Below are 26,168 nucleotides of genomic sequence, written 5' to 3' on the forward strand. Positions count from 1 at the left end.
CTACCCCGCCCCTGTTCTGTCCCCTCCGCCTCTCGCGTACGATCCCTTCACAGGAAAGTTAGGCAAGGCTAACCTAAAGTGGCAGAGGGGTTCCGGGTGACCATCGAGACCTACCGTGACGCCTGGGGCATCCCCCATCTACGGGCCTCCAGCGTCCTCGAACTGGCCCGCGCGCAGGGCCGGGTGACCGCCCTGGACCGTGCCTGGCAGCTGGAGGTAGAGCGCCACCGCTCCCAGGGCACCTCGGCCTCCTTCCTCGGCGCGGACGCCCTCTCCTGGGACGTCCTCGCCCGCCGGGCCCGCCTCGACGACACCGCCCGCCGCTGCTTCGCCGCGCTGGAACGCCGGGACCCCGAGACGGCCGACTGGGTCCGCGCGTACGTCGACGGTGTCAACGAGGGCCTGCCGGCCGGTGCCCGCCGGGCGCCCGAATTCGCCCGCACCGGCCTCGGAGCCTGTGTCACTTCCCCGGCCGGGCACGCGACGCCTGGCACGCACTCCCCCAGAGGGGGCACCCGCACTCACCAGATGCCGCGCACTGGTCCGACCGGGGATGTGACACAGGCCCTCACCCCCGGCCGGTGGCAGCCCTGGACCCCGCTCGGCGTCTGGCTCGCCACGCACATCCTGTTCGCCGGATTCCCCGCCAAGCTCTGGCGGGAACAGGCGATACGGCACCTCGGCCCCGAAGCGGTGGGCCTGTTCGCCACCGACGGCCCCGGCACCGCCGGCAGCAACGGCTGGCTCGTGTCCGGCGCCCGCACCGCCACCGGGCACGCCCTGATCGCCGGCGACCCGCACCGCTTCATCGAGGACCCCGGCGTCTACCAGCAGATCCGCCTCTCCTGCCCCGAGTTCGACGTCGTCGGCCTCGCCGTACCCGGCGTCCCCGGCATCGCCCACTTCGGCCACACCGGCACGGTCGCCTGGGCCATCACCAACGCCATGGCCGACTACCAGGACCTCTACCGCGAACGCCTGCGCCGCACAGGCGCGGGCATCGAGTCCCTCGGCCCGGACGGCCTCTGGCACCGGGCCGCCCGCCACACGGAGACCGTGGACATCGCGGGAGAGCCGCCTCTGGAGATCGAGGTGATCGAGACGGAGAGAGGGCCGGTGATCGCAGGGGGACCGGAGGGGCTGGTGGCCGGGGTGGTCGGAACCGAAACCGAAAGGGATCGGGACCCGGAGCCGGGTGCCGCCGACCACGACCCGCAGGCCGCCGGCGTCGAGGACGCCACACTGGGGCCACCCGCTGCCCTGGCCCTGCGTTACCCACCCCGCGTCACAGAAGACCTCGGCTTCAGCGCCCTCCTCCCCCTCCTGCGCGCCCGCACGGTCGCCGACATCGACCGTGCCCTGGACCACTGGGCCGAGCCCGTCAACGTCGTACAGGCCGCCGACACCACCGGCGCCACCCTCCACCGCGTCGCCGGCCGCGTCCCGGTCCGCGCCCACGCCAACCGCCTCCACCCCGTCCCCGCCTGGCACCCCGGCCACGACTGGCACGGCTGGCACAAGACGCCGTACGCACCCGTGCACGACGGCATCGCCGTGATGGCCAACCAGCGCGGCCTCGCCACCCCGCTCGGCGTCGAGTTCGCCCCACCGCACCGCGCCGACCGCATCCGTACCCTCCTCGACGCCCACCGCACCTGGACCGCCGACGCCATGCCGGCGATCCACACCGACACCCACCTCGCCTCCGCCGCGCCCCTCCTCGACCGCCTCGCCGCCCTCGACGCCCTCACCCCCGAGGCGGCCCGCCTCCGTGACCGCCTGCTCGCCTGGAACCGCCGCATGGACGCCGACAGCACCGACGCGGCCGCCTACGCGGCGGTGCGCGGCGCGGTCGTACGCCGGCTCGCCGCGCACCCGGTGTTCGCCCCGCTCGCCGAACCCCCGGCCTACCCCGAGGTCCTGCAACCCTGGCTGGCCCTCGTACCGCGCATCGGGTATGCCCTCGAACACCTGCTGCGCGCCGAGGAGTTGTACGGCATCGACCGCCCTGCCGTCGTACGAGCGGCCCTTGAGGAGATCGCCTCCGCCCGGCCCTCCGGCACCTGGTCCGACACCCACCGCCTCGCCGCCTGGCGCGCGCTGCCGGGGGAGTCGTACGACGAACCCGGGCTCGCCGGTGACCACGACTGCGTGCTGTGCACCTCCGCCGTCCCCGGCCTCACCGACCGCGCGGCCCGCGGCCCGGCCGCTCGTTACGTCTGGGACCTCGCCGACCGCGCGGGCAGCCGCTGGGTGGTCCCCTTCGGCGCCGACGGCGTCCCCGGCGCGCCCCACCACCACGACCAACTCCCCTTGTGGCACAAGGGAGAACTGGCCCCCGTCATCACCGACTGGAACCTGCTGACCCCGCTGACCCCGCTGGAACACACCGAGGAACCCCGATGACCGACCACCGCACCCACCTCTTCGCTCAGCACATCCCCGACTTCGGCACCGTCCGCGTCCACCCCCTCGACCCGGCGTCCGACGCGGACGTGGTCCACCGCTGGGTCGGCGAGGAGCGCGCCGTCTTCTGGGGCATGAACGGCCTCACCCGGGACCAGGTCGCCGAGATCTACGCCCACATGGCCGGCCTCGACACCCACCACGCCCACCTGGTCACCGTGGACGGCGCACCCGCCGCCCTGTTCCAGACGTACGAGCCCGCCGCCGACCGGGTCGGCGAGTGCTACGACGTACGCCCCGGCGATCTCGGCATCCACGTCCTCCTCGCTCCCGCCGGCCCCGACGGCCCGCGCCCCGGCTGGACGTCCGCGCTGCTGACCGCGTTGACGACGTACGCACTGCGGACCCTGGACCGGCGCCGGCTCGTGGTCGACCCGGACGTGCGCAACACCAGGGCGATCGCCCGCTTCGAACGCCAGGGCTTCGTGCGCGGCCCGGCGGTCGTCCTGCCCGAGGTGGACATCCCCGACGTGTACCTGCCGGAGAAGCACGCCCAACTCGCCTTCCTGGAACGGGCCGTGGCCCTTCCCGGCGACTAGCCTTCCCCAGGTGACCACGTCGCCCGAAGAGCTGATCGCCCACTACCGACTCGAACCGCTCCCCCGGGAAGGCGGTCTGTACCGGCGTACCTGGGCGGGGCCCGTACGCCCGGACGGCCGTCCCGAGGGCTCCGCCATCGTCGTCCTGCTCACCGCCGACGACTTCTCCGCGCTGCACCGCCTGCCCACCGACGAGATCTGGCACTTCTACCTCGGCGACCCGCTGCACCTCCTGCTGCTCGCCCCCGACGGCACCACCCGCACCACCGTCCTCGGGCCCGCCCCGCTGTCCGGCCAGCACGTGCAGTTCACCGTGCCCGCCCACACCTGGATGGGCGCGCGGGTCGCCCCGGGCGGCGCCTGGACGCTCTTCGGCACCACGATGGCCCCCGGATTCACCGACGCGGACTACGAACACGGAGACGCGGCCGAACTGACGGCGCGTTACCCATCGGAAGCCGCCCGGATCACGGAACTGTGCCGCCCATGAACCTCCCCGAGCTGCTCCACGGACAGACCGCCCTGGTGACCGGCGCGGGCGGCGGCATCGGACGCGCCATCGCCCTGCGCTTCGCCGAGCAGGGCGCGGCGGTCGCCCTCCACTGCCGTACGGCGGTGGAATCGGCCGGTGAAGTGGCGTCAGGAATCCGGGAGTCCGGCGGCGAGGCCGTCGTACTCCAGGCGGATCTGACGGACGACGACGCCTGTCACCGCCTGGTCCGGGAGGTGACGGACTGGTCCGGAGGCCGGCTCACCGCCCTCGTCAACAACGCGGCCGTCCAGCCGGTCCAGCCCCTGCCCGGCATGACGGCGGACGCGTGGCGGACGGTCGTGGACACCGATCTCACCAGTGTCTTCGCGTGCACCCAGGCCGCGGCGGCGCACATGCGCGCACACGGCGGCGGCACCGTCACCCACATCGCCTCCATCGAGGCCGCTCACCCCGCCCCCGGCCACGCCCACTACAGCGCGGCCAAGGCCGCGGTGGTCATGCACGCCCGCGCGGCCGCCCTGGAGTACGGGCCCGACGGCATCCGCGTCAACACCGTCTCGCCCGGCCTGATCGACCGGGAGGGCCTCGCCGAGGCCTGGCCGGACGGCGTACGCCGCTGGCTGGCCGCCGCCCCCACCGGCCGCCTGGGCCGCCCCGAGGACGTGGCCGACGCCTGTGTCTTCCTGGCCTCGCCGCTCGCGCGCTGGATCACCGGCCACGACCTGACCGTGGACGGCGGTATCTCGGCCCGCCCGACCTGGTGAGCAACGCGGCCGATCTCTCCGTACCTACAGGGAGGCCCGTACACGGAGGCCTGACGAAGGCACAGGGAGGGGACGAGGTGCTGCGCGACCGACACCGCCGGACACGACGGCTGACCCTGCTCTGCGCGGGCCTGTTCCTCCTCCTGCTCGGCACGGCGGCGCCCGCGTCGGCCCACGCGGCCCTGCGCGGGACCGACCCCGCCGACGGCACCGTGCTGCGCACGGCCCCCCGGCAGCTCACCCTCACCTTCACCGAGTCGGTCGGCCTGCTCACCGACTCCTTCCGCGTCTACGACCCCCACAACCACCGCCTGCGCACGGGCCCCACCGAGCACGCCCCCAGCGGCTCGGACACCGCCCGTGTCCCCCTGCCCGCCCAGCTCGCGGACGGCACCTACACGGTCGCCTGGCGGGTGGTGTCGGCGGACAGCCACCCGGTGTCCGGCGCGCTCACCTTCTCGGTCGGCCGGCGCACGGCGACGACGGCGGCCCCGGCCCCCGACAACGCGGAGAACCCGGCCACCGCGGCCCTGTACAACATCGCCCGCTGGCTCGCGTACCTCTCCGTGGCCGTGCTGCTGGGCACGGCGGCGTTCGTGGCGTACTGCCGTCCACCGAAGACGGCCCCGCTGCGCACCCCCGCCCTGGCCGCTGCCTGGACCCTCCTCGCCGCGACAACTGCCCTGTTCGTCCTGCGCACCCCGTACGAGGAGGGCACCTCACCCACGCTCTCCGTGCGCTCCCTCACCCACGCGGCCACGACCCGCCCCGGCGCACTCCTGCTCGCCCGCCTGGCACTGCTCCTCGTCGCGGCAGCCGCCGTGGCGCTGCTGCGGTCCCGCCGCAGAAGACTCCCGCGCCGTACGACGCTCATGGTGGCCGCGGCCGTCTCCCTCCCCCTCGCCCTGACCTGGACGGCGGCCGAACACGCTTCGGCGGGCATCCAGGTCCCCCTGGCGATCACCTCCGCGACCCTCCATCTGCTGGCCATGGCGGCCTGGCTGGGCGGCCTGGCGGCCCTGCTGCGCACGGCATCCGACCCTGCAGCGCTCCCGCTCTCGGTCCCGGCCCGTTTCTCCCGGCTGGCCTCCGCCTCGGTGACGGTTCTGGTCCTGACCGGCGTCTACCAGTCCTGGCGGGGCCTCGGTTCCTGGCAGGCGCTCACGGACACGACGTACGGCCGCACCCTGCTGGCCAAACTGGCGGCGGTCACCGCGCTCCTGCTGGCGGCTGCCTGCTCCCGCACCTGGACGACCCGCGCGATGCGGTCCCGGGCGACGGCGGCGACCGCCCCCACCCGCATCCCCGAACCGGCGACGGGCCCCCCGCTCCCCCCGGAACCCCCCGCCCCGCCCCCACACCCGCCCCACTCCCTCCTGCGCCGCTCGGTGCTGGCGGAGGCGGCCGTCTCCGTGGTGGTCCTGGCCCTGTCCACTCTCCTGACGAGCACGGTGCCGGGCCGCACGGCCACCGAGGAGGCGCAGACCGGGACCCCGACGGCCGGCATCCCGACGGCCTCGGTCACCACGATCCCCTTCGACCTCGGCACCCCCGGCGGCCACGGCAAGGTCCAGGTCACCCTGGACCCGGGCCGGGTGGGCCGGACCTCCGTCCAGGCGGTCGTCTACGGCCCCGACGGCGGCCTTTCCACGGTCCCCGAACTCCGCGTCACCCTCACCCTCGCCGCCCAGCGAATCGGCCCCCTCGACACCAAGGTCACCGACCGCGGCGGCTACTGGGCCACCGACTCCTTCGACCTCCCCCTCCCGGGAACCTGGACGATGAAGGCGACGGTACGGGTGTCGGACCTGGACCAGGTGACGGTTTCGGCGCCGGTGCGGGTGACGCGGTAGGCGGGAGGCACCGATCCAGCCGTCCTTCGCTGTCCGGGCAGTTGACAGTGTCAGGCCGTGACGCCGGAGTCCCGGGCCGATGGACATACGCGGTGCCTTGGCTACGCGGGCATGACACCGTGAATGCGGGAGAGGGTGAAGACGCGTTCGTCGTCGCGCAGGTGGCACCAGGCGTACAGGTAGGGCGGGTCGAGATCGAGTTCGCTGAGAGTGCGTACGGTGCGGCTGCCCGAGGCGGCCACGTATTCGATGGTGACATCCTGGCCTTTGTCGATGGCATGGGCCAGTTGACGGACGTCGGTGAGGGACAGCAGGCGCGCGTGGCCGGCGACGATTTCCTCGGTGTCGGTGCCGAAGGGGATTCCGCTCGCCGGATCGGGTTCCGGTGCGACGGGTGGGGCAGCCTGCAGTTTGGCGGCCAGGGCACCCACGTCGACGGCGGCCAGGGACCCCTTTGTACGGGCGCTCGTGCCCTGGCGGCTTGACGTGCCGCCGGGCGCACGTGGGTGCGGTACCGGGGTGGCGGCGCGGCGGTGCCGGTTCTGTTCCACGCGTACGGTCCCGTCGGCGCTCTCGGCGACTGGTGCGTAGCCCGCCGCTCGGAGCGCGGCGACGGTCTTGTCGAGCGGGATCCGGCTGACCAGCACGGTCGGTGCCAGCAGCCGCAGGCCGAGGCCGGCGAGCTTTCGGTGGGCGGCGAGTTCGGCGAGGAGGGCGGGTTCTTCGCCGTGGATCACGCTGGCCGCGGAGGTGACGCGCATACGGCCGTGGCTGCGCGCGGTGTCGTTGATCAGGTACGTCAGCGGCTGCGGGAGGGCGCCGACGGCGACGGCGGCCAGGTCGGCCGCGATGGCTTCGGGTGTACGGCCCGCGTCCAGGGCGCGGCGGACGCTGCCCGGACTGAACCGCCACACCGATGCCGTGCCGCCGGCCTCCCGGTCCGCGACGGTGTCCAGGAGCGAGGCGAGCTGGGCGGACGGTGTGCCGGTCACGACGGCGGTGAGGTCGGCACCGAAGCGGGCGGCCCTGGTGGCCGTCGGCAGCAGACGCTGACAAGCCGCGGCCAGGGCTTCGACGTCGTCGGCCTGCAGCGCGGCACCGATGCAGGACAGGGCGCCGCGGCCGACGACTCCGAGCAGCTCCGCCTCGCGTGCCAGGGTGGCGAAGGGCGTGCTGTCCTGGGGAAGTTGATCGGCGAGAGGACGGTACCAGGCGACCAGCGGCCCCAGTTCCGCCGCGCTCTTCGCTCCCTGGCCGGCCGGGAGGTGCGCTGCGGCGGTGAGGAGCCCGTCCCGGGCCTGCGCGCAGCCCTCGCAGGGTGGTGATCCGGCGATTGCGGGCAGTACCTTGCCGTCTTCGTCGCGGGCCTGGGCCGGGGTGAGCGGCAGTGTCCGCCATGCCTGGAGCAGCGCGGTGAGCTGCTCCGCCGGTTCCCGCTGCGCCCAGGCGTCGTAGCCCTTCGTCGCCGCGACCTGGCTGCCGTCCCGGGCGAGCAGACCGGCGTGGTACGCCGTCTCCAGAGCGAGGCGTACGACGATGTCGTCGCACTGCGCTGCCTTGCCGATCCGGGACATCTCACGTGCCCCGACCCCGCCGGACTTCAGCCGGGTCGGAGGAGAGGCGGAGCACACCGCAAGGACCGAAGCGGCGTGAGCGGCGAACGCCGTGGCCGCGGCCGCCGCTTCCTGGTCCGCCTCTGCCGGGGTGACGGGCGTCGAACGAACAGAGGGCGGGACGGGCTCGAAGGGGGCGTGCCAGTCGGCTCCGCGCAGGGCGAGTGCTACCTCGGCCGGCATGCGGGTGGCTCCGTATCGACGGTGGTCCTGGACAAGCAGCCCCCGCTCCAGCGCCCAGCGCGCACCCGGCTCGGAGTCGGAGAGTGGAACCCCAGGGGCCCCGAGGATGGTGAACTCGGTCTGGGACTCGGGTTGTTCGGTCTCGTGACCCGCCAGCCGCTCAAGTAGTTCCCGGGTGACCGCAGGCGCCCCGGCCACCACCTCGGCGACCCGCTCAGCATCACTGTGGTGATCCACGAGGGCCGTCAGCCGCTGCTGTTTGGTGTTGCCGGTTGTCCGTACACCCAGGGCCACCAGCATGCGGCGCAGTTCCTCGGAGGTCATGTCCGCGAGCAGCCGGGCGAGCGGCGCGTCCAGTCCCAGCGGCGTCTGCCATGCCTGCCGCAGCGGTGCCGCCATACGCAGGAGCCCCTCGCCGTCCGGCCAGACCAGCGCGTGATCGGCCAGTGTTCCGAGGGCCTCGTCCAGCCCGCGAGCGCTCTCTGTTCCGGACACGCCCAGCAGATCCCCGAGAGCGGCACGTGGTGTCGGCCCCAGCGCCGCCAGCGCCTCCGCCACCTGCAGGTGTGGCAGCGCGAGCCCGGGCAGCACGAGCGCCACCGAGGCGGGGCGCTGGAGACGGTCCGCCAGTTCACCAAAGGATCGTGGCTCCGGCGGCGACACGGTGTCCCCGCGTGTGGCGAGGACCCGCTCGAGCCGGGAGACTTCGAGACCGCTCAGCCACGTGGTCAGTGTTGATCCGCTGGGCTTACCGATGGGGCACCTCACGAGAACGAGCACCGTTCGCTTCGCTTCCGGACCGGAACCGGTCCTGGCAGGACACCAGGATGGCGCATGCTGCGGGCCGCCTGCGTCCCGCAGCAACAGAAACCCGCTTCTGCAATGCCGGAAAAGACGGAAACTGAGACGGACCCGCGCGTAATCCTGGTGACGGTGGGCTGCGATCGGGGCTAGCGTGCGGCGGTGATCAGCGATGAGGGAGTACGTCTGGGTGCGGAGGCCGCACGGCGCCTGGCGCAGACAGGGCTCTATGAGTTCGAGTCAGGACTGACGGATGCCGAGTTCGAGCGAATCGAGCAGGAGTTCGGGTTCGAGTTCGCGGACGATCACCGCGCGTTCCTTGCGGCGGGCCTTCCGGTCAACATTCCTCCCGAGGAGGGGCAGACCTGGTCCAAGCCCTGGCCCGAGTGGCGCAGCAGCGATCCGGAGAGGTTGCGCGATCAGCTTGGCTGGCCGGTCGAGGGCGTTCTCTTCGACGTCGAGTGCAACGGATTCTGGTACGAGGCATGGGGTGAGCGTCCGGCCGATGCCGCGGCTGCCCTGGCCACTGCGCAGCGCCATCTTTCAGATGTGCCGCTGCTTGTGCCGGTGTACGGCCACCGGTACCTTCCTGCCGGCCGGGGAAGCTTCGGGCATCCGGTGCTCTCGGTGTGGCAGACCGACATCATCTACTACGGGCTGGACCTGGCCGACTACATGCACCAGGAGTTCGACGAGGCACGAAGCAACGTCGACGAGGCCTGGGACCCGAGAGCAACAGTCCCCTTCTGGCGCGACCTCCTCTGAGTTCTGAGACCTGCGGAGACCGGCGACGGGAGTTGTGGTTGCTGAAGTCTCCCGGCCTGGTCGGATCAAGGCGCCGACGCGTCGCCGTGTGGGTTTGGGTGTCGCCTTCATCGTGTGGGGCCTGGTTGTGCTGTGGGGTTCGTGTGCGTCAACGACCATCGGACCGAAGGGGATCGGCCAGCGCTGGCCCGGGTTGAGGCGAACGATCCCATGGGAGAAGGTCGATGATGTCGCGGTGGTGCGGCTGGCGGGCTTCAAGCCCCGCCGACAGGTCCGAGTCAGCCTGAGGGACGGGCGAAGGTGCCATCTGGTTGCGCCTGTAGATGGGCTCCGGAAGCCGACAAACCCTGACTTCGACCAGGAGGCAGCGCGAATCGTGGGCCATTGGGAATCGGTGAGGCTGCCGTCCGGCCAGTCGCTCTAGCAGTCCATCCATCCTGGCCCGGCGGGATGGGCTGGCCAGGCACTGACTTACCCCCCAAGAGCCTTCACTGGCGAGGACCGTTCGAGATGGCCAGGTTGACGGTCTACGCCGAAGCCAGCGAGGAAGAGATGCGGGCCGCGCTCGGCAAGCTATCCTCCGACTCCGATCGATCAGGTTGGTGATCGAGTGCGTCACAGGCCCCGATGCCCTCCGCTGCAGTCGTCGCTGACCGAACCGGGGACAGAGACGTCAGCCATCAAATGACGTCAACGGGGCCCAGGGTGCGAGGGCCCGCGCGATGACGGGCCCTGGGTCAGAAGTCGACCACCTGGCCGTGCGCGAGCATCCGAGCGTACCGCTGGCGGCTCGCCCGGATTTCCTTCACCAGGAGTGCGGCGGCGCCGGAGACCTCGGACGGTCCGTGACCGGCCTCTACGGTCCACTGGGTCCACCAGGTTCCCTCCACCGCCCCGGACGCACGGAACACCGCATTGATGTCCATACGTCCGGCTGCGGAAGCGGTCGCGGGACGGACTCTTATGCGGAAGTCGGCTTCCGCGACATCGAGTACGATCCTGTCCGCCTCACAGGACAGGGCCAACGCGTCGGGGAAGGCCCTGGTCAAAGCACCGGCGAAACGTGCTGCCACCCCTTGTGTGCGCGCCTCGTCCGTGGCGGGCGGAGGGAGCACACCGCCCCTCACGTCGCTGCCCCGGCGTTGCGGCGGGCTTCGGCCAGTACCCGGCGGAAGAAGGCGGCGTATGTGTGGTCCACGTATGTCGCCAGTTCCTGCACCTCGGAGTGGCGCTCGCGCAGGCGGTTGATCGGCACGGTCATCGCCGCATGGTGCTCCACGTGCAGGTTGTTCCCGTTCGTGAACCACGTGCTGATCCAACTACCCGTTATGGAACGCGTGTTGCGAAGGACATCACTGGTCTCCGAGTCGCACAGGATGTGTTCCGGCAGTTCGACGAGGAAGTGCATCGGCACCGCGAAGACCAGCGGGGCGATCCACAGTCTGACCGCGTACTCGCCGAAACCGGCAAGGCAGACCACCGCGGTGACCGCGATGACCGCCCCGATCAGCCTGTACTCGGACACGATCTCGCGGCGCCTGCGGTCGGAGATCTGGCCCAGGTCGTACGTCCATGTGCCGCGGTAGCTGCGGATGATCTCCCTGATTACGACGAGCACTCGCCCATAGTCGAAGAGCCCGCGGAAGAGGGCCCGGAAGGTGAGTGGCTGCCTGGTGTCGAACCCGAAGAACTCCGAGTCCTGCGGGCTTCCGAGATACTTGTGGTGCTGGAGATGGCGTACCCGGTAATGGCTGTAGGAGACCAGCAGCGGCAGGCCGAGCAAAACCCCGACCGGCCGGTGCGGTCGCGCCTTGGTGAACGCCGAATGGTGAAGACACTGGTGCTGCAGTTCAACCGCGTGGGTGTAGACCGCTCCCAGCACGATGAACCCGGCGATCATTGCGAGCCAGTTCGCCTGGAGCGCGAGCGCGCCTCCCACGATGATGAGTGCGACCACGACCGCCAGCTTGAGGACGAAGATCCTCTGGTCGCGGGTGGAGACGCGGGCTCTCTGGTAAAGGAGCGTCGGTACTGTCCGTTCCTCTGTGCTCGTCATTCGCTTCCCTTCCTGCGCGATTGAGGAGGCTCAGCCGAGCTCTTTCATCTGGTTCCAGATCTCGCCGTAGTACGCGTTGGCCACCCGGACGCGGGTGGCCACGCCGAGCGCGATCTCCTGGAGCAACTCGGGGGAACGGTCCACCAGCGGCACGAAGACACCCTCGAACCACTCGGCCCCGTGGTCGGCGTCGACATGGACGTGTATGCGCTGGTAGTCGATGACGTCCTCAGGAACGTTGAGCCTGTTGCAGCCGTCCACCATGGCCTGGAAACGAGGGGACGCACTCTGTTCGAGGACTCCCATCGCGCCGAGTGCCCGCGGGTTGAGATGCCGGTGGATGCCGTACATCAGCAGCAAAGAGGCGTTCTCGTACGCCTCGGCGAAATGGAGTTGAGAGTAGTCGATGCCATTGTTGTCGAGGTGCTTTCGCATGTACTGGGCCGAGTGCTCGAACATTCGGGTGTGCACCCGGCTGAGGTCACCCTCACCCATCTCGTCCCAGTAATTCTCGGCGATGGTGAGCTTAGTCTTGCCCGCCGTGCCGATCTGCACCATGGCCATGAGGTCGTCGAATTTACTGTCGACGAGTTCCTCGGCCATGAAGAACAGTGCGATTTCGTTGAGCGAGGCCTGGTCGGCCAGGTAGGCGCAGAACTCAGGTTGCGTGTGCGCTTCGGCGGTGGCGAGGAACCAGTCCTGGAACTCGGCACCTGTGGTCGGCAGGCTGGCGGTGTCGACCTGGGAGTCTTCCCAGGTCAGCCAGGACTTCTCGATTTTGTGAATCTCGGGATCGGCGTTCAGCCTCGGTATCCGGTGGAATTCTTCCGGACCTGCCATGTAACTGACATAGTGCGCATGCAGGCGGCGTAGCATCCGCAGCCGGACCGCTCGGTCCGAGGTGCCCTGCGATGGGAAGGCCGCAGCCAGCTCGGAGTCAAAGGGAGCATCAGCCGATATCGTGCTGCTGCTATGGGCAGGGGTGAGCGCCATGGTTACTCCTATTCGATGTTCTGGGATCGAAACCTGAACCGTCGTCTGGTTTTGCGACGGAGATCACGATGGTGATATTTCCGTCGTGAGGGCAGGTCCGTCTGAGACTCAGGGATTCATTCCTGGCGCAGCGAGGACTGCATTCGCCATTTTGTTTCGGGTCCAGAGGCAGGACCAGACATGTTCAGCAGAACCGCAGACACAAAGCGCGGTTCGCCGGTGACACGGCGCGGCGGGTCCGTCAAACCGGACGTCAGGTGAAGAATGCCGCGGTGCGCATGATCATCCAACGGCATAGTCGAACGATCAAGGTTTCTTGTTGACTCGCCGCCCTGCGGCCTGTCCGGACGTGTGGTCAGCCGGCTACGGCAGCCTGTATGTGGACAACAAGGCCATCAGGTCCTCGGCAGCCCGGGTGAGTTCGTTGCGCACCACCGGTAGCAGGCGCGAGCCGGCGGTCTCCACCGACTCCAGGAGCACCACGGTGCGCTGCGGGAGTTCCTCCGCCAAGACCGCGGCGACCTCCAGTCCGTTGCTGTCCAGTTGCAGGCAGGAGACGGGTATCAGCGCCACCGCATCGTGGGTGTCAGCCATCCGTTGCAGGAGTGACCAGTCGTCGGAGCGTGCCACGGTGCGCGGCCGGACACCCATCCGCGCCAGATGTCGTCCCAGCAACTGGTCGCAGGCGGAGCCCCGCCGCGGGAGCACCCAGGGCAGCCCCGAATAACCGCGTATGGAGGTGGGACAGGAGCCCCTCCCGGCGTACGCCTTGGGCAGGACCAGGGCAAATGGCTCTCGCCAGAGCACGCGGTGTGTCAGCCGCGGGTCCATGGTCAGGTCGCCGTCCAGGATCTCGCCCAGTGTCAGCGCGGCGTCGAGCTGGGCGTGCTCGACAAGGCTCGCGGCCTCCAGCGGATCCACTTCCAGTAGTTCGACGTGAAACTGTTGCTGGCTGCGCAGCCGTGCGGCAGCGGGGAGCACACACGCGGCGAGTGCGGACGGGAAGGCGCCGATGCGGATGGTGCGGCGGGTTGAAGGACGGGCGCCGCTCCTTATGTTGAGCAGGCCGCGCTCCCACATAAGGACGATCTTGTCGGCGAGTTCCGCCGCGGCCAACCCTTCTTCGGTGAGCCGGCCACCCCGGCCCTGGCGCTCAAAGAGCGTCATCCCGCATTCTTCGGACAGAGCCTTGATCCGCCCGGAGACGGAGGAGGGCGCCAGGTGCATCACTTTGGCAGCCGCATGCACAGAGCCCTGGCGACGCAGCTCGCCCAGTGTTTGGAGAGTCGACATGCTGACCACGGCTGCCCCCGCTTATGACGTTTCGTTAAGCCGGGATGGTAGCAGCCGGGTGCACCAGTCAATCTTGAATCAACCCTCCGACCTGGGATGTTGCCCAGGCGACGGTAGCGAGGGGGCGATCAGGACGGGGCCTGCTCGGAAATGGTTGGTTACTCTCCGTCACGCACGAGTGATGTTTCCCTCCGGCTCACGATGCCGTCGTACTCGGGCTTGAGCTTCCAGTCCGGGTCGGGCGGTATGTAGTCGGTTCTGGGGCAGTCCGCCGAGCGTTCGCCGGTCGACCGGTCGTGGAGGTAGCGCGGGCAGTTTTCGAACACTTCGCGGACTGTCACCCGTAGCACCGCATCCGCTCCGATATGCGCGGCCACGTCGGCAGTGTCGGTGAGCACCTCACACACGCCGTTGACCCGCAGCTTGGCCCGGTGTTCGGGGAAGAGGAACAGCAGTCCGACGTTCGGGCACGCCAGTGCGTTGCCGAACGACCGGAACATTCCGTTGCCGTCGTAGCTCGGGATCTCCAGGGTCCGGGGATCCGGCACGCGGACGAACCCGGGCAGGCCACCCTTGTAGGAGCACTCGGGCCGCCCGTGCGGATCGGTCGTGGCGAGAAAGACAGCATCGGCACTCCTGATCCAGCCGATGTGCTCGTCAGCGAGAGAGTCATGCACGTAATGGCGGGCAATGTGCTGGGCCAGGCGCTCGGTGCCGAGCCGGCGCTGCAACTGCCGGCTGCCGTCGTGGTAGAAGTCGTCGGCCGGCCTGGCCCCGGCAGGCGCGGGCAGTCCGTCATCCCGCTTCGCGCCGAGCCTGGTGGCCGCTGTGCTGTCCGCCTCGCTGAGCGGTCGCTGGATCCTACTGCTGACCGAAGGGTCGGCAGACATGCGTGTCCTCTCCAAAGGTGTGATCTCGCCGCCGACGCGGCGGTTTCCTGCCGGACGGCGACACGCGTGCGGCCCGGCCCTGCGCAGAGGGACCGGGCCGACCTGTTTCATCCGCGCTGGAGTATCCGTGCGCGGCTGCGACGAACGTGCCTGTCAGGTACGGCGGGTGAGGACCGCGATGAACGTGTCCCGGTGGCCGGTGCCGCCCTCAACGGTCGACACGATGGGCGTGACACCGTGCAAAGTCCGCTCGTCATCGTTGAGCAGGAAGTCGCCGGGAGGCTGGAGAACCACGCTCACCAACTCCCGCCCGTGGCCGCCGCCGGGTTCTGCGGCGTACAGCGAACTCGCGCCACCATCGGCTGCGTTGCGGCCCACGACCACGGTGAACACGTAGTCCACACCGTCGCGGTGGATGCCCTCAGGGGTCGGCTTCCCCTGGCTTTGCGGACGTGCCAAGATGCGGTTCTGGAAGCATTGGGCGTACCAGGTGCCGGGGCTCTTCTCGGCCTCGTCCAGTTGCCGGGCGCACCATGCCAGCAGCGAGTGGACGACCGGGCCGCGTGCGACCTCGTCCTCGAACGGCTCGAAAAGGCGCTCCACGCCACCGTTGAGCTGGTTGATGCGCTTGGTCTGGTGATAAGCGCGGTGCGGCAGCAACTCGACGGACTCGGCAGTGCAGTCGAACTCCGAATAGCGCCGTACCCGGTAGTCGCCGCCGTCCGCCATGAACGGGTCCAGCACCAGCCGGTCCCAGGACGACAGGAAGGTCTGCCACTCGGGCGACGCGGTGAGTGACCGGCCCAGGACCGTGTCGATCTGCCCGGCGGCGTAGCCGAGGTCGCGCAGCTCCTGCGCAATCGGTCGGTCCTGTGTGATGTGGCTGTTCATTGCCCACCCTTTACTTCGTGGAGATGTCGATGCCGGGGGATGTGGCGGATTCTGAGGAGGTGCGCGCAAGACCGTCGTCCTGCGCGGCGGACGGTTCTGCGATGCTGCCCGCCCGGCCCGGCGAACGCCGCAGGCCGTGCAGCAGATCGGGCCGGATCACGACCGTGACCCCGGCGAGGATGAGCAGGCCGCCGGCCAGCTCGGTGGTACTGGGCACCTCGTGTCGGACCAGCCAGGCGGTGATGACGCCCACGACCGGGACCAGAAGGGAAAAGGAGCCGACGGACGCGGCTGAATTGCTCTTCAGCAGGGAAGCCCAGATACCGAACGCGACAAGGCTCGACAGGACGACCGTGAACACCAGCGCGCCGAGTCCGGTCCCGTTGACATGGGCGACCGCCTTCCAGTCGCGTTGTGGCCCTTCGAGGAAGAGAGAGAGCAGGAACAACGGCACGGGAGCAGCAAGGGCGGACCACACGGTCAGCCGAAAGCCGCTGGTCGGCCGGGCGATCCTGGTGGCGACGTTCGCCGCGGCCCAGCAGGCCCCGGCGGACACCACGATCAGCAGTGCGCCAAGCGGAGCCTTTCCGGCGTCCGCGGCGATGATGACCAGACCCAGCACACCCAGCATGACCCCCACGAGAGCCGCCGGACGCGGTCTGTCCCGGAGGAAGAGGAAGGCGAAGAGCACGGTGAACGCCGCCTGCCCCTGAAGCACCAGTGAGGCGAGTCCGGGCGGCACCCCGAGGTGCATTCCCGTGAACAGCAGTCCGAACTGCCCGACGCCCTGAAGCAGACCGATGGCGGCGACATGGGTCCACCGTGCCCCCGGGCCCTTGATGAACAACACCGCGGGGAACGCCACGAAGGTGAAGCGGAGGGCCGCGAACAACAGCGGAGGAAACTGGTCCAGGCCGGCGTCGATGATCACGAAGTTGGCACCCCAGATGACCGCTACCAGCAGACCGAGCAGCGTATGGCGTCGAGACACGGTTCCTCCTCTTCTCCCCGCGGCCCCAGTCTTGAGGCAACGACCTGCTGTCCCAAGAGGCCGTCGGCATATCCAAACGAACCGCTGTTCCATACCGGGATATTTGGACCTGAACCCGGGCATACCCCGGGCCGCTGAGGAGCCGGCGACGCGCGCGTCATGAGGAAAGGTCGAACAATCCGGGGAGTAAAGACGGTGTCGTGCTCCTGCGTGAGCAGCTGACGCACTCCCGTGAGGGAACAGCTAGTGCTGGATTCCTCAAACGGATCGGGCCTGTCGCCGTTCCGTGAACCGTGACCCCTACCGGTCGATGAAAAGTGACCCCTTCCGTGATCAAGTGATCAGTCTGGTGAGTGCCGCGTGCCGGGCTGCCGGGCTCGATGACAGAGGCGTTGAGCTGATCCGCCTGGGGAGAACGCTCTGTTCCGACTGGCCACGGCGCCGCTGATCGTCATCTACGCCACGGGTTGGCGGGCGGCGGGCGGCGGCCGGTGAAGGTGCAGGACGAACTGGGCGAGCTGATCGAGGCCATGCTCAGCCATGAACGCGCACGCCGGGGTCCTCTGGCGGCGCTTCTCGATCTGCCTCCGCCGGGAGGTCGCCAAGAGGGCTGGGCTCACGCAGCGAGCCTTCCGCGACCACGCGCGCGTCTCGTTCGCCAAGGTCGCCGAGTACTGGAAGCGTGGTGCTGTCCACTTCCACGCGGTCATCCGCCTCGACGGCCTGGGCCACCACCGAGCTGCTGACAGACGCCATCCGTGCGGCTACCAGTGCGGCACGCATCGACGGACCGGAGATCGACGGCTGGTCGCACACCTTCGTCTTCGGCCGTCAGCTCGACGTCCGCCCGATCCGTTCCGCCGACTTCAACGACGGCCAGGAGCTGACCGAGCGGGCCGTGGCGGCGTACATCGCCAAGTACGCCACCAAGGGCGCCGAGACGGCGACGGGCACCCTGGACCGGCCGATCAGGTTCCTCGCCGAGCTGGCCCAGGACCGGATCACCGAACATGCCCGGCGCGTGATCCGTACCGCATGGACCCTCGGCGCACGCTCCGAGCTGGCGGATCTCCGGCTTCGAGCCTGGGCTCACATGCTCGGCTTCCGCGGCCAGGGGAGCCTGGGGGAGCGGCACGGATGCGCGCCCGCTACATGCATGTGACCGGCGTCATGCTCCGCAAAGTCGCTCAGCAAGTCGGAGACGCCCTGTGGGCGGCGCCCGGAGCGGGCCAGGAAGCCAACTGAGACGGAAACTGAGACGGACAAACGCCAGAGGGCCGGACCACTTTCATGGTCCGGCCCTCTGAGCTGGCGGAGGATACGAGATTCGAACTCGTGAGGGGTTGCCCCCAACACGCTTTCCAAATGTTCGTCTGGGGATACGGGGATGTGCGGGAGCGTTCTGACCTGCGGCGCAGCCGGCTCGGGTGGGCTTCTGAACGATGTCGTACGGTGGTGAACGCAACCAGAACTGTAACTTCCTGACCTACTTGCCGTGCTCCGGGCCATACCACTGGAGGGCTTGCCCGGTCACTGCGGCGATGCACTCGAAGTCGTGATCGCGATGGAGCAGGGTGAGCCCCTGCAGTTCAGCGGTCGCGGCGACAACCAAGTCGACAGCTCCGGCACTTCGGTGTTTCCCCTGCTTGGTGAGGGCTTCCTGGACCTGCCAGGCGCGGTCGTAGGCGCGGTCGTCGACGGGAACCCAGCCGAAGATCAGCCGCAGGTCCTCGATGCCGCTCGCCCGGTCGGCAGCTGACCGTGCGCTGTAGAAGAACTCGAGTTCGGTGATCGGGCAGGTCGCGATGAGTCCGGCCGCGGCGGCCTGGTCCCAGCCGTACTGCTCCGCTTCCCTGTACATGAACCGCGCGAGCGCGCTGGTGTCGATCAGGAACTGGGCCGCGTTCACCGACGGTAGTTCTCTTTGTTCTCGAACAGCTCCAGATCAAATGCGCCGTCCCCGGCCGCGGCACGCAGCCGGGCGAGGGCCAGGGCGCGACGCCGACTCTCCAGCACCTCGCGAAGAGCGGTGTTGACCGTCTCTTTCTTGGTGCTCGTTCCGAGCGCTTTGGCCACGTCCGCGACCAGGTCGTCGTCCAGGTCGATAACCGTCCGACTCATGTACGCCTCCTGATATCAAATGTGAGATCAAGTATATCTCATGAGGTGCCTTGTGGGGTGTCATCGGGTACCTTGGCCTGGCCGCCGGGCCCGGTATCGAAGGCGTGGGCGATGTGGTGGACGTCGGTGCGCAACGCATGCCTCGCGTACTCGGCGACGACCTCCTCGGCGTCCGTCGCGAACGGCACGCCGCGGCCGAAGAGGGGTCGGGTTCCGGTGCGGTAGACAGGGCTGTGAGCAGCCGGTCGGCCAGCACGTAAAGGCCGGCGTTGGCGGACTTGTCCGCGGCGCGGGTGACGGTGGTCCGTGGGCCGCGTCGTTCGACGTTCCTTCGCGGGGGAGGGACTGTAGCCCTTGGGCGGCAGGATCTTTACGATGCACACCATCCCCTAGGCGCGGACTCGGCGATGGGAGCCGTAGCCCGCTGCGCGCAGTGCAGTGGGCCGCTGCAGGTGAACTACTGCAGGGCGAGCTGCGGCAGGGGCCGCCATGGCAGGGGAAAGTGTGGCGGGAAAGGCGCACTGGACCCTGAGTGTTGGAGACGGTCCGCCAGTTCCCCACATCGAGCGCGGTTCTGGAGAGGAGGCGGCGTCCTCCCGATTGGCGAGTACGCGTGCCAGGCGGGAATCGTCGAGTTCGCTCCGCCGGACACGGAACGTGTCAGGGGCCGGTGCAGTTCCATGATCTACGGTTGCCCCACGAAGGCGGATCCCGGAGCATCCCCCGCCCCGCCCTGGGCCGTGCCCGACGAGTGAGTCGGCAGTAGAAGATCTGCCATGACGAAGCTGAGCCGCGATCTCCTGTGTCAGGCGCCGCCCTGGCTCGTTCGTTGAGCCTGGCCAAGTAGCAGCAGAGGACTGGTCCCCTCGGCAACGAAAGAGTTCGTCGATTTCCTATTCTCTGCCGACGTGAGAGGCTCCATTCTCCACGTCATCGGGATGCACGATGGAATCCGGGATGCTCAAGACGTGCATAAGCGACCTGACCAACACGACCCGGCTATTTCCAATCCAGAGTACCCTAAAGGGGAGGGTTCCTTTCTTGGCCATCCTTGATGCTTGTGATTCTGAAAGGCAGACAACATTGGCTGCCTCACTGAAACCAATATACTGCGGCAGGAGATCGGAAATCCGATAGTAAAGATTCCTCCCGTCCACCCAGGATCGCCCCACCTGTGTGGGAGTAATGGAGGGGGCGTCTGCCTCGTCGCGGAAACCATTGCGGACTTTGTCGTGATAGGTCTTGGCCCACTCTATGGCTCCCATCCGTTGTAGTAGGGCTCCTATGCGCTCGCCTCGAATCCTCTCGTCGGCGTCCGGATTCTGCACCGTGCTGGCATCAATGATCGACGATGCGACCAGCGTAGAATATTCCTCATGTGCGGCATCGGAAATCAAATGCTCCGTACTTGTCGTACACGTTTCCGAGCTTCCGGCTTCTACCAGGCAGCGAGCCTTGGCGAACGCGCGATTCATCATAGTGTCCAGGAGCTTCTTGGCAGGCATGCCGCCTGTCATGGAAAACCATTCCTCCAGAACGCTCTCTACCATCGCAGACCTGATGTCAGAGACCTCGTAATGCCATTTTCTCGCCAACTCTTTCGACCATCCGCCAAAGTAGGGGGTCAGTAGATCCAATAGGATCATCAACCATTTCTCCCGCTGCTGGTGGCCGCCTTCTCTTGCCAAAGTGCAAACCGACTCCCATAGGCGCAAGCTAGCCACCGATTTTGATCGGCCAAGTCGAACTTTCTCGCGCAATGCCTGATACATGGGATGGCTCTTGATTGCACATGCTTGAACATCGCCGACATGCGCACAGATGGGCTCCCCGCCACTGTCCCGCAGAACTCGTTCCGTGATGAGGGTGAAGACATCGCGCATGTTTTTCCTCTCGCGCCGCCAGATCGAGACTATGAATAATCATGAGGCTCGGAAGTTGCACTTCGAGGGTTTCTGCGGGGATCCAGCCACATCGAGTGAACTATGTTTGGCGGCACGGCAATATGCGGGGCCTGCGTAGCGGCGGTCGACAGGTGGCGCTCGACCTGCGGCGGCAGAACCGGCTCGGTCCACCTGAACCGACTGCTGCCCCGCTTCGCGCACGGATGAGTTGACCGCTACGGGCCCAAGGCTGGCCACTGCCTGCGCTGCGGTGAACACCGGCGACGAGTTCCACGGCTCGTACTGCCAGGGCGTGGCTGGCACGTAGTCGGCCTTCGAGGCTGACGCCACACCTGTTGAAGCACTACTCGTGCAGAAGCTTGTGGCTGCCGCGCTTGCCGAGCGAAGGCAGTCGACGCAGAGCGTCGTTGGTGCCAGGCGGTGCTCGAAGATGTGACGATGCGGCCTGCCAACTGCGCGAAGGAGCGTAAGGCGACGAAAGATGGATCCGGGCGGTCCAGGCCGGCTGCTGACAGACGGGTCATGGTGGAGGCCAACGGAACCGAAGAAGGGCCCCACCGCGAACGGTGAGGCCCTTCGACATCGTGCCCGGTGAGCCACTGGCGGAGGATACGAGATTCGAACTCGTGAGGGGTTGCCCCCAACACGCTTTCCAAATGTTCGTCTGGCTGTTCAGAGATAGTCACAAACGTTCCTCACCTGCGGCGATGTGGTTCGCTCGGCCGGTTGTGGACTGTGCTGGACCAGGATGAACACAACCGAAACCGCAACCGGTCGAGTGGTGTTCCCGCCACGCGCCCCCGGCAGTGCGACGAGGCTGCCTCAAGCATGTCATCCCGCTGCTTGCCGGAATCGCAGGTCGCGCCAGCCGAACGCAGGCCGTCCGTGACCAGTTCCGAGCGCCGCGCCAGAGCCCGACCAAACTCCGGGAACTCGCCAAGGGGGCCGACGGTGAACGACGCCACACCTTGGCACTCACCCCATATACCTCGGCTGCCAGGAGCCCAGGGCGCCGACAACTTCGTATCACCGGTACGTGGCAAGGCTGCCGATGTCATGCGGCTCCGCCGCGGCATCGAGGGACCTGCACTCGCGCTTGCTGCCCAAGCCGGTAGGGCTCGGCGCCTTGTCCCTCACGACTAGATGCGCTTGCTCAGGCGGCAGCCCTGACCTGTTCCTTTACCCGATTGACCTTGTGTCGTCATTCCCAAGCCACTTGTCACTGATGTTGATGGCCGGCTGAATGACTTCCGGATAACGGTCCGGAGGGTACTCCTGCTGAATCTCCTTGCCGGTTCGCCGATCCTTGATGATCTTTACGCCGGCCGCCTTCATTTTCTTCAGGGTGCCAATAGAGTCACCCGATACGAGGGCGTTGAATGCTTTGATAGCTTGAGCCGACTGCTGAACACTGTCCCTGCTCACGACCCCGCGGTTCACATTGATCATGGTGTTCGTGTACAGGGATCGAGGGTCTCGCCCGACAAATTCACGGCTGGTCTCGCCGATGCCGTCGAAGAACAGGTCGGCGATACTCTCAGGCCATACTTCTGCAATGATCGTGCGCGCGACAATCAATCCCGTTGCGCTGGAGTGGCATTGCTTTCCCTTGCTGACCAGGCGGACGATGCGCTCCTCGTCGACCGGCCATCTTGGGACCAAATCCTGTACTTGTTCGGCGGTCAGCCGTCCGCTGGTCCACCTCATCCAGTGCAGGCCCGCAGCGCGGTTTGCGAGGATCTTAAGCGCGGCTGCATAGACGTTGGAGTTGCTCTGCCTCATCTCCGTGATCTGTGCGACGAAGTCGCCGGCTGCACGGACGCGACCGCCGTCAATCGCAGCAAAGGTGTCCGGGCTGAGGTTGTACGTGACCTGTGCGGTCACTGTAACGCCGGTCTCGATAATGGCGGCGGCTCGGTGCTGTCCGTCGATGAGACAGCCATGCCAGTCCAGAGCGAAGCCTTGGTGAGTAGTGCGAAACTGCCCATTTCGCAGAATGCTCTTAAACTTGTCTACATTGGAGCGCTTCAAGGGGACACGGTTACATGTCCTCTTTTCCATCCAACTCGAACACTTGCCGGGCGTCACTTCGGTGATCTCGGTATATGTGCGCGGATTTTCGCTGTCTTTCTCGGTCACGTTCTGCCTTCTCCTCGCTTTGTGTCGACGTCTTCGGGGTCGAGGGTGGCGCGACTGCGTCTCGATCACTCGCTAGAGATGGTAGAGGGGTGGTTCTTCGAGTTGCATCTGATTGTTGTATTGCAGGCATGAGTGACCAACTAATTGGTAATTGGGATCGATGGTGATATTTATTTGACTATTTTTGCGCGACGATTTGAGTTCTAGGGTGGTGACTGACGACCTGCGCCGGCAGTGCCTGACGACGACTAGAGCCGCGGAACCGCCGTATGCCTGACGGGTGCTGAGCTCTCCACTCAGGCCGACGTGCCGGGCGTTTGGGGTGGCATCTCCTGACATATCATGACCTGGGCGTCAGCACTTGCCTCACATCGTCATGACCCACCCCGAGCCCGTGCTCAACGTTTCTCTGGTTGGCTTGGCGGCCGAGCGACTGCGCATGGTGAGCCCCGTGGCATTCACGAGTGGCTGGCAGATGTGCTTCACCCGCTCCAGCACGACCTGTTTTGGTTCACCGGCGTGACGCTGCTCGATCCGTTCGTGGTGTACGACTCGGTCGACGTACCGAGGGAGAGGTTCGCGGCGGCGAAGTGGGAGTACGGGCGGGGCGCAGCAGGTTCTTCACAGCTGGTGCAGATGCCAGTGAGGAGCAGGCTGGATATTCGCATCCGCCCGCGCGGCTGAACGGTCAGGCTTCTCACCCGGCTCCGCCTTCTCCGTCCCGACGCGAGAGCCGCCGGTCAGGACCTGGCCGTGAACCAAGGCGACAGCAGTCACACCTGCCGTGCTGCAAGGCGATCAGCGGGGCTGCCATGACAACCGCAACGATGGAACGGCGCCGTGGATGCTGGCGTTGGCGCTCGGATTGCGCTGGTCTGACGTCGACCTCGACAACGAGTACCTGAGACTGCGCCGGACCCGTCTGCGCCCCAGGTGCAAGCATGGGTGGACGGACGCCTCACCGTGCGGCCGGGCGAAGGCGGGGTACTGCCCGGACAAGGTGCCGGTCCGGCGGGAGACCAAGAACACCATGAGAGCTGGCCGGCGCGCCGTGACCCTGCACGGTCCGCTGGTCGCCATGCTCCGCGCACACGCCGCGACGCAAGAGCGCGAGCGTAAGGCGGGCGGCGACCTGTGGACAGAGTCGGACTACGTCTTCCCCAAGCTTCTGGGTGGTCTCCTGAGTCCGAACACGGACTACTACGACTGGAAGCGGCTGCTGGAAGACGCGAAGGTTCGGGGCGGTCGGCTGCACGATGCCCGGCACACGGCGCCACCGTGCTCATGATGCTGCTCGGTGTCCCGGCCCGCGTCATCGACCAGATCATGGGCTGGGAACCGGGTACCTCGGCCAGCATGCGGGCGAGGTACCTCCACGTGCCCGACGCCATGCTCAAGGACGTGGCCAGGAAGATCGTGGATGCCATCTGGGGACCCCGGAAACACCCCCTGTGGACAAAAACTAGGACAACGAGGGCTGAGGACAAAGCCGAAGGGCCCCGCTGGTGACCAGCGGGGCCCTTCGTTTCGCCTGTTCAGGCGGCTGCGGAGGATACGAGATTCGAACTCGTGAGGGGTTGCCCCCAACACGCTTTCCAAGCGTGCGCCCTAGGCCTCTAGGCGAATCCTCCGCCGGAAACATTACATGACCGAGGGGAGTGCTCGCGAACCCGTTCCCGCAGGCCCGGATCGGGTGTGGTCGTGGCCGGTGATCGGGTACTGACCGAGGGCCGCGATCGGGTACTGTGGGGCGCAGCCCCTCACGCGGCGCTATCTGACTGAACTCCCCCAGGGCCGGAAGGCAGCAAGGGTAGGTCGGCTCTGGCGGGTGCGTGGGGGGCCCTTGCGTTTCTGGTGTCCGTGGCCGGGACCGGTTGTCAGTGGGCGCCTATAACCTCGTATGCGTGTCGTCTCTCGCGCTGTACCGCCGCTATCGCCCGGAGACCTTTGCCGAGGTCATCGGGCAGGAGCATGTCACCGACCCGCTGCAGCAGGCGCTGCGGAACAACCGGGTCAATCACGCGTACCTGTTCAGCGGTCCGCGCGGCTGCGGCAAGACGACCAGCGCGCGCATCCTCGCCCGCTGTCTGAACTGTGAGCAAGGTCCCACTCCGACCCCGTGCGGCGAGTGCCAGTCCTGCCGGGACCTGGCCAGGAACGGCCCGGGGTCCATCGACGTCATCGAGATCGACGCGGCCTCGCACGGTGGCGTGGACGACGCCCGTGAGCTGCGCGAGAAGGCCTTCTTCGGTCCCGCAGGCAGCCGGTACAAGATCTACATCATCGACGAGGCCCACATGGTCACGTCGGCCGGCTTCAACGCGCTGCTGAAGGTCGTCGAGGAGCCGCCGGAGCACCTCAAGTTCATCTTCGCCACGACCGAGCCCGAGAAGGTCATCGGGACCATCCGGTCGCGTACGCATCACTACCCCTTCCGGCTCGTGCCACCGGGCACCCTGCGGGACTACCTCGCCGAGGTGTGCGGGCGGGAGAACATCCCGGTCGAGGAGGGCGTGCTCCCGCTCGTCGTGCGCGCCGGCGCCGGCTCCGTGCGTGACTCCATGTCCGTCATGGACCAGCTCCTCGCCGGTGCGGGCGCGGAGGGTGTGACGTATGCCATGGCCACCGCCCTCCTCGGCTACACCGACGGCTCTCTTCTCGACTCCGTCGTCGAGGCCTTCGCCACCGGTGACGGTGCCGCGGCCTTCGAGGTGGTCGACCGCATCATCGAGGGGGGAAACGACCCGCGCCGCTTCGTCGCCGACCTGCTGGAGCGGCTGCGCGACCTGGTGATCCTCGCCGCCGTGCCGGACGCCGTGGAGAAGGGGCTCATCGACGCCCCGGCCGACGTCCTGGAGCGCATGCAGGCCCAGGCCTCCACCTTCGGCGCCGCCGAGCTGAGCCGGGCCGCCGACCTCGTCAACGAGGGCCTGACGGAGATGCGCGGCGCCACCTCGCCCCGCCTCCAGCTGGAACTGATCTGCGCCCGCGTGCTGCTCCCCGCCGCCTACGGCGACGAGCGCTCGGTGATGGCCCGCCTGGACCGCCTCGAGCGCGGCGTCAACTTCTCGGGCGGCGCCGGCACCCCGGCCATGGGGTACGTCCCCGGCCCCGAGGCCCACCCCGGCGGCGGCCCGGCGGCAGCTCGGGCGGCCGTGCGTACGTCCAACGGCCCGGGAGGGGCCGGTGCCCAGGGGGCAGGTGCCCCTGATGTCAGTGGTGCGGGTGCGGGTGGTCCGGGTGCGGGCGGTCCCGCTGCCGGCGGACCTGGTGTCGGTGGTTCCGGTGTCGGCGGTGGTCCGGCTCCGGCAGCCCCTGCACCTACGGCCCCGGTGGCTCCCACAGCTCCGTCGGCGCCCGATCAGGCCCCGGCCCCGGCAGCGGCCACCCCGGCGGCCCCCGCCGCCCAGGCC

General features: G+C 68.0%; 21 protein-coding genes, 2 tRNA genes, 1 other RNA gene and 2 pseudogenes. 11 read left to right on the plus strand and 15 right to left on the minus strand.

All coding sequences use genetic code 11. The features are described from left to right. The first annotated feature begins 96 nt into the window (after positions 1 to 96). The 5 genes from M878_RS70730 (at position 97) to M878_RS70750 (ending at position 6,115) form a co-directional block, all read left to right on the plus strand. Positions 97 to 2,406 carry a penicillin acylase family protein gene (locus M878_RS70730; protein ID WP_037730763.1) on the plus strand — a complete coding sequence of 770 codons (2,310 nt, stop codon included), beginning with the start codon at positions 97 to 99 and terminating at the stop codon, positions 2,404 to 2,406. Beyond that, positions 2,403 to 3,005: a GNAT family N-acetyltransferase gene (locus M878_RS70735; RefSeq protein ID WP_023548861.1), complete on the plus strand. Its 603-nt coding sequence runs from the start codon at positions 2,403 to 2,405 to the stop codon at positions 3,003 to 3,005. The genes M878_RS70730 and M878_RS70735 overlap by 4 nt, the downstream gene beginning before the upstream one ends. Before the next feature lie 10 nt (positions 3,006 to 3,015). Then, on the plus strand, positions 3,016 to 3,495 hold the full coding sequence (locus M878_RS70740; RefSeq protein ID WP_023548863.1) for a cupin domain-containing protein: 480 nt from the start codon (positions 3,016 to 3,018) through the stop codon (positions 3,493 to 3,495). Further along, entirely contained in the window at positions 3,492 to 4,262 is a 771-nt protein-coding gene (locus M878_RS70745) for an SDR family NAD(P)-dependent oxidoreductase (RefSeq protein WP_023548865.1), read from the plus strand. The genes M878_RS70740 and M878_RS70745 overlap by 4 nt, the downstream gene beginning before the upstream one ends. Before the next feature lie 77 nt (positions 4,263 to 4,339). Next, complete coding sequence (locus M878_RS70750) at positions 4,340 to 6,115, plus strand: copper resistance CopC/CopD family protein (protein ID WP_023548867.1); 1,776 nt, start codon at positions 4,340 to 4,342, stop codon at positions 6,113 to 6,115. 101 nt (positions 6,116 to 6,216) lie between these two features. On the opposite strand, the gene M878_RS70755 is transcribed toward M878_RS70750, so the two are convergent. Beyond that, entirely contained in the window at positions 6,217 to 8,679 is a 2,463-nt protein-coding gene (locus M878_RS70755) for a WYL domain-containing protein (protein WP_245238162.1), read from the minus strand. A gap of 195 nt (positions 8,680 to 8,874) precedes the next feature. Here M878_RS70755 and M878_RS70760 point away from each other — a divergent pair, with 195 nt between their 5' ends. Then, on the plus strand, positions 8,875 to 9,477 hold the full coding sequence (locus M878_RS70760) for a hypothetical protein (RefSeq protein ID WP_023548871.1): 603 nt from the start codon (positions 8,875 to 8,877) through the stop codon (positions 9,475 to 9,477). Positions 9,478 to 10,214: 737 nt separating this feature from the next. On the opposite strand, the gene M878_RS70765 is transcribed toward M878_RS70760, so the two are convergent. The 7 genes from M878_RS70765 to M878_RS70795 form a co-directional block, all read right to left on the minus strand. Further along, positions 10,215 to 10,403, minus strand: a complete 189-nt coding sequence (locus tag M878_RS70765) for a hypothetical protein (RefSeq protein ID WP_023548873.1) — start codon at positions 10,401 to 10,403, stop codon at positions 10,215 to 10,217. A 197-nt stretch (positions 10,404 to 10,600) separates the two neighbouring features. Continuing rightward, positions 10,601 to 11,533, minus strand: a complete 933-nt coding sequence (locus M878_RS70770; protein WP_023548875.1) for a fatty acid desaturase family protein — start codon at positions 11,531 to 11,533, stop codon at positions 10,601 to 10,603. Positions 11,534 to 11,563: 30 nt separating this feature from the next. Next, positions 11,564 to 12,526: an iron-containing redox enzyme family protein gene (locus tag M878_RS70775; protein WP_051430106.1), complete on the minus strand. Its 963-nt coding sequence runs from the start codon at positions 12,524 to 12,526 to the stop codon at positions 11,564 to 11,566. 363 nt (positions 12,527 to 12,889) lie between these two features. Beyond that, positions 12,890 to 13,819: a LysR family transcriptional regulator gene (locus M878_RS70780; protein WP_245238407.1), complete on the minus strand. Its 930-nt coding sequence runs from the start codon at positions 13,817 to 13,819 to the stop codon at positions 12,890 to 12,892. Between the two features lie 158 nt (positions 13,820 to 13,977). Next, positions 13,978 to 14,709, minus strand: coding sequence for a pyridoxamine 5'-phosphate oxidase family protein (locus tag M878_RS70785; RefSeq protein ID WP_023548881.1), 732 nt, complete (start codon positions 14,707 to 14,709; stop codon positions 13,978 to 13,980). A 153-nt stretch (positions 14,710 to 14,862) separates the two neighbouring features. Continuing rightward, positions 14,863 to 15,600, minus strand: a complete 738-nt coding sequence (locus tag M878_RS70790; RefSeq protein ID WP_023548883.1) for a 2OG-Fe dioxygenase family protein — start codon at positions 15,598 to 15,600, stop codon at positions 14,863 to 14,865. A 10-nt stretch (positions 15,601 to 15,610) separates the two neighbouring features. Continuing rightward, a complete protein-coding gene (locus M878_RS70795) occupies positions 15,611 to 16,591 on the minus strand; it encodes an EamA family transporter (RefSeq protein WP_023548884.1) in 981 nt (326 codons plus the stop codon). Between the two features lie 540 nt (positions 16,592 to 17,131). Between M878_RS70795 and M878_RS70800 the strand changes: the two are divergent. Beyond that, positions 17,132 to 17,753: pseudogene (locus M878_RS70800) on the plus strand (replication initiator). A 324-nt stretch (positions 17,754 to 18,077) separates the two neighbouring features. Here M878_RS70800 and M878_RS70805 read toward each other — a convergent pair. The 6 genes from M878_RS70805 to M878_RS48420 all read right to left on the minus strand — a co-directional run bounded on the left by M878_RS70805 (position 18,078) and on the right by M878_RS48420 (position 22,755). After that, a complete protein-coding gene (locus M878_RS70805; RefSeq protein WP_023548891.1) occupies positions 18,078 to 18,500 on the minus strand; it encodes a PIN domain nuclease in 423 nt (140 codons plus the stop codon). After that, entirely contained in the window at positions 18,497 to 18,712 is a 216-nt protein-coding gene (locus M878_RS70810) for a type II toxin-antitoxin system VapB family antitoxin (protein ID WP_023548893.1), read from the minus strand. The genes M878_RS70805 and M878_RS70810 overlap by 4 nt, the downstream gene beginning before the upstream one ends. 38 nt (positions 18,713 to 18,750) lie before the next feature. Further along, positions 18,751 to 18,900, minus strand: a complete 150-nt coding sequence (locus M878_RS97625; RefSeq protein ID WP_023548895.1) for a hypothetical protein — start codon at positions 18,898 to 18,900, stop codon at positions 18,751 to 18,753. Between the two features lie 705 nt (positions 18,901 to 19,605). Beyond that, a complete protein-coding gene (locus M878_RS97630; RefSeq protein ID WP_158692724.1) occupies positions 19,606 to 20,595 on the minus strand; it encodes a hypothetical protein in 990 nt (329 codons plus the stop codon). A gap of 621 nt (positions 20,596 to 21,216) precedes the next feature. Beyond that, a tRNA-OTHER gene (locus M878_RS97635) sits at positions 21,217 to 21,313 on the minus strand. Positions 21,314 to 21,795: 482 nt separating this feature from the next. Next, the gene (locus tag M878_RS48420; protein ID WP_245238164.1) at positions 21,796 to 22,755 is read right to left on the minus strand and encodes a hypothetical protein; all 960 of its coding nucleotides are present in this window, start codon (positions 22,753 to 22,755) and stop codon (positions 21,796 to 21,798) included. A 477-nt stretch (positions 22,756 to 23,232) separates the two neighbouring features. Here M878_RS48420 and M878_RS70815 point away from each other — a divergent pair, with 477 nt between their 5' ends. Both M878_RS70815 and M878_RS70820 read left to right on the plus strand, forming a co-directional pair. Further along, a complete protein-coding gene (locus tag M878_RS70815) occupies positions 23,233 to 23,439 on the plus strand; it encodes a hypothetical protein (RefSeq protein ID WP_023548900.1) in 207 nt (68 codons plus the stop codon). A 151-nt stretch (positions 23,440 to 23,590) separates the two neighbouring features. Further along, positions 23,591 to 24,221, plus strand: a pseudogene (locus M878_RS70820) (tyrosine-type recombinase/integrase); the annotation flags it as partial. An 80-nt stretch (positions 24,222 to 24,301) separates the two neighbouring features. Here M878_RS70820 and M878_RS70825 read toward each other — a convergent pair. Further along, positions 24,302 to 24,386 (minus strand) — tRNA-Ser (locus M878_RS70825). Between the two features lie 121 nt (positions 24,387 to 24,507). On the opposite strand from M878_RS70825, the gene ffs reads away from it, so the two are divergent. Both ffs and M878_RS70830 read left to right on the plus strand, forming a co-directional pair. Next, an RNA gene (gene ffs, locus M878_RS92955) (signal recognition particle sRNA small type) lies at positions 24,508 to 24,602 on the plus strand. A 57-nt stretch (positions 24,603 to 24,659) separates the two neighbouring features. Continuing rightward, positions 24,660 to 26,168, plus strand: a 1,509-nt coding sequence (locus M878_RS70830; RefSeq protein WP_023548906.1) for a DNA polymerase III subunit gamma and tau, incomplete at its 3' end; no start/stop codon positions are given.

The organism is Streptomyces roseochromogenus subsp. oscitans DS 12.976 (genome assembly GCF_000497445.1).
Taxonomy (GTDB): domain Bacteria; phylum Actinomycetota; class Actinomycetes; order Streptomycetales; family Streptomycetaceae; genus Streptomyces; species Streptomyces oscitans.

Coding starts and splice junctions, on each gene's coding strand:
- M878_RS70810 (WP_023548893.1), bottom strand. CDS start 18,712: ATGAGTCGGACGGTTATCGACCTGGACGACGACCTGGTCGCGGACGTG.
- M878_RS70735 (WP_023548861.1), top strand. CDS start 2,403: ATGACCGACCACCGCACCCACCTCTTCGCTCAGCACATCCCCGACTTC.
- M878_RS70785 (WP_023548881.1), bottom strand. CDS start 14,709: ATGTCTGCCGACCCTTCGGTCAGCAGTAGGATCCAGCGACCGCTCAGC.
- M878_RS70790 (WP_023548883.1), bottom strand. CDS start 15,600: ATGAACAGCCACATCACACAGGACCGACCGATTGCGCAGGAGCTGCGC.
- M878_RS70745 (WP_023548865.1), top strand. CDS start 3,492: ATGAACCTCCCCGAGCTGCTCCACGGACAGACCGCCCTGGTGACCGGC.
- M878_RS70765 (WP_023548873.1), bottom strand. CDS start 10,403: ATGGACATCAATGCGGTGTTCCGTGCGTCCGGGGCGGTGGAGGGAACC.
- M878_RS70780 (WP_245238407.1), bottom strand. CDS start 13,819: ATGTCGACTCTCCAAACACTGGGCGAGCTGCGTCGCCAGGGCTCTGTG.
- M878_RS70775 (WP_051430106.1), bottom strand. CDS start 12,526: ATGGCGCTCACCCCTGCCCATAGCAGCAGCACGATATCGGCTGATGCT.
- M878_RS97630 (WP_158692724.1), bottom strand. CDS start 20,595: ATGCGCGATGTCTTCACCCTCATCACGGAACGAGTTCTGCGGGACAGT.
- M878_RS70770 (WP_023548875.1), bottom strand. CDS start 11,533: ATGACGAGCACAGAGGAACGGACAGTACCGACGCTCCTTTACCAGAGA.